The 3165-nt window shown below is 45.9% G+C and carries 1 protein-coding gene and 1 pseudogene; one reads left to right on the top strand and one right to left on the bottom strand.

Annotated features, from left to right (window positions below; translation table 11 throughout):
• A pseudogene (locus KI743_RS23325) lies at positions 1-1072 on the bottom strand (DEAD/DEAH box helicase); the annotation flags it as partial.
• A gap of 326 nt (positions 1073-1398) precedes the next feature.
• Here KI743_RS23325 and rnb point away from each other — a divergent pair.
• The coding region (gene rnb / locus KI743_RS23330; RefSeq protein ID WP_285468457.1) for an exoribonuclease II at positions 1399-3165 on the top strand (1767 nt) is incomplete at its 3' end.

The following is a 3165-nucleotide window of genomic DNA, read 5'->3' on the forward strand; positions in this document are numbered from 1 at the left end:
CCAGTACGACCAATACGGTGGATGTAAGACTCAACATCGAATGGGATGTCGTAGTTGAATACGTGAGTAATACGTGGAACGTCTAGACCACGTGCAACAACGTCAGTTGCGACTAGGATATCGATAACACCTTCTTTGATGTGATCAACAGTACGCTCACGTAGAGACTGAGGAATGTCACCGTGCAGTGCAGCCGCTTTGAAGCCACGTGCAGATAGCCAATCAGCTAGACGCTCAGTGTCTTGACGAGTACGTACGAATACGATTGACGCGTCAGTCTCTTCAGTTTCAAGAAGACGGGACATTGCTTCGTCTTTCTCTACACCTTTAACAACCCAGAAGTTCTGCGCTACTTTGTCAACTGTGTGGTTAGTACCAGCAACGTCAACTTTCGCTGGGTTACGTAGGTAACGATCAACGATAGTCTTAACCATTGGAGGCATAGTTGCAGAGAATAGTACACGTTGTGCAGATTCTGGAGCTTGCTCAAGGATCCAAGTAACGTCATCTACGAAGCCCATTTTTAGCATTTCATCTGCTTCATCAAGAACAAATGTGTGTGCTTCATCTAGGTGTAGACGGTCACGAGTTAATAAGTCTTTAACACGACCCGGAGTACCAACAACAATGTGAGCACCGCGGCTTAGAGCACGCATTTGGTCAACGATTGAAGCACCACCGTAGATTTCGATAACCTTAAGGCCTTTGATGTCACGACCAAGGTTTTTGATTTCCGCAGCAACTTGAATCGCTAGCTCACGAGTAGGAGCCATGATGATTGCTTGTGGTTTGTGTTGGTTTAGGTTGATTTTGTTCAGTAGAGGCAGAGAGAAAGCTGCTGTTTTACCAGTACCTGTCTGTGCTTTACCTAGTGCGTCTTTACCTTCAAGAAGAAGAGGAATTGCTGCCGCTTGGATTGGAGTTGGAGATACGAAACCCATGCTATCAAGAGCTGAAAGGATGTTTTCGTTAAGTGCTAATTCATTAAATTGAATTACAGATTCGGACATTGGGATCCCACTATATTAAGTAAACAAAAGGTCCCGGGAGCTCTACCAATTCCAATACTGATCCTATCAGATACTGATTCCGTTCAGTTGCGAAGCAGTAATAAAACGCATCAAGCCATTAGGGACGTCTAAGGGAGGCGGATTATTCCTTAAATGCATAAAAAAAGCCAGAAAAAATTGAAATACATCACATATTTTTCTGATTTACTGAATTTTTGGCTATCTTGTCATCAAAATTTGACGTTAACCCATTCAAATGAGGGTCTATCGTGCAAAGTCAACCACATTCGTTGTCACCATTTAATTTGCGCTGTCACGTGCTTTAAGTAGTAATCAGGCCTCGCAATGATTATAGTGTGCTCAATTGTTCTCGTAAGATAAAAGTAAGATGTTTCAAGATAACCCTCTACTCGCTCAGCTTAAGCAACAAATCCAAGAAACACTTCCTAAAAAGGAAGGCACAATCAAAGCAACAGAAAAAGGCTTTGGTTTTCTAGAAGTAGATAGCAAGACTAGCTACTTTATCCCGCCACCGTATATGAAGAAGTGTGTTCACGGTGACAAAGTGGTCGCGATCATCCGTACTGAGAAAGAACGTGAAGTCGCTGAACCAGAAGAGCTAGTAGAACAAGGTCTTACTCGATTTATCGCTCGCGTTAAGCTTTTCAAAGGCCGTCTAAACGTTGTACCTGATCACCCTCAGCTTAAAAAGCTTCAACTAAAAGCCAAGGCGAAAAAAGGCCTAAACCCTGAAACGCTAAAAGAAGGCGACTGGGTTGTTGCCCACATCGTTCAGCACCCATTAAAAGGTGATAACGGCTTCCTTGCTCAGATCTCAGAAAAGATCACCGATGCGGACGACAAAATCGCACCTTGGTGGGTAACGCTTGCTCAAAACGATCTACCAAACAGCGAGCCTGAAGGCATCGATAACTGGCAGATCAATGACGATGCGGATTTAGAGCGTATCGACATGACGCACGTACCTTTCGTCACTATCGATGGTGAAAGCACCAAAGATATGGATGATGCTCTGTACGCGAAGAAAAAAGAGAACGGCGATTTCGAACTAACGATTGCTATTGCTGACCCAACAGCTTACATCTCACCAGATGATGAGATGGACAAAGTAGCACGCGATCGTGGCTTCACGATTTACCTACCGGGCCGCAACATTCCAATGCTGCCACGTGATTTAGCAGACAACCTATGTTCACTGATCGAGAACGAAGAGCGCCCTGCGCTTTGCTGTACAGTGACGGTCTCTAAAGACGGTGTGATTGGCGACGATATTAAGTTCTTCGCGGCAAACATTAAGTCTCATGCTCGCCTAGCATACGACAACGTATCCGATTGGCTAGAAACCGGCGCATCTGAGAAGTGGCAACCAAGCGAAGAGATCGCAACCATTGTTGCAGACCTACATGAGTTTGCTAAAGCTCGCTCAGCGTGGCGTGAAGCGAATGCTGTCGTATTCCCAGACCGCCCTGATTACCGCTTTGAGCTAAGCGAAGACAACGACGTGGTAGCCATTCACGCAGACATGCGTCGTAGTGCGAACAAGTTAGTTGAAGAAGCTATGATCAGCGCCAATATCTGTGCTGGCCGTGTGCTAAAAGAGAGCTTCAACCAAGGTGTGTTTAACTGCCACGCAGGCTTTAAGACAGACAAACTTGCAGACGTGCTTGAGCTAGTAAACCCACAGGCAGAAACACCGTACACAGAAGAGCAAATCGCTTCTCTTGAAGGTTTTGCAGCTCTGCGCCGTTGGTTAGGTTCACTTGAGAGCAACTACTACGACAACCGTATTCGTAAGTTCCAAGCGTACAGTGAAATCAGCAATGAGCCGGCACCGCACTATGCGATGGGTCTAGATATTTACGCGACTTGGACATCTCCAATCCGTAAGTACGGCGACATGATTAATCACCGCATGTTGAAAGCACACATCCTAGGCAAAGCACCAATTCAAACACCTGACGAAACGGTCGGTGAAGAACTGGCTCTGCATCGCCGTCATCACGGTATGGCAGAACGTAACGTAGGCGATTGGCTATATGCTCGTACACTTGCCAATGCACCAGCAGAAGAGACGCGTTTCCAAGCAGAGATCTTCGATATCAACCGTGCAGGTATGCGTGTACGCCTACTAGAG

Source organism: Vibrio sp. D420a (genome assembly GCF_030248625.1).
GTDB lineage: Bacteria > Pseudomonadota > Gammaproteobacteria > Enterobacterales > Vibrionaceae > Vibrio > Vibrio fortis_A.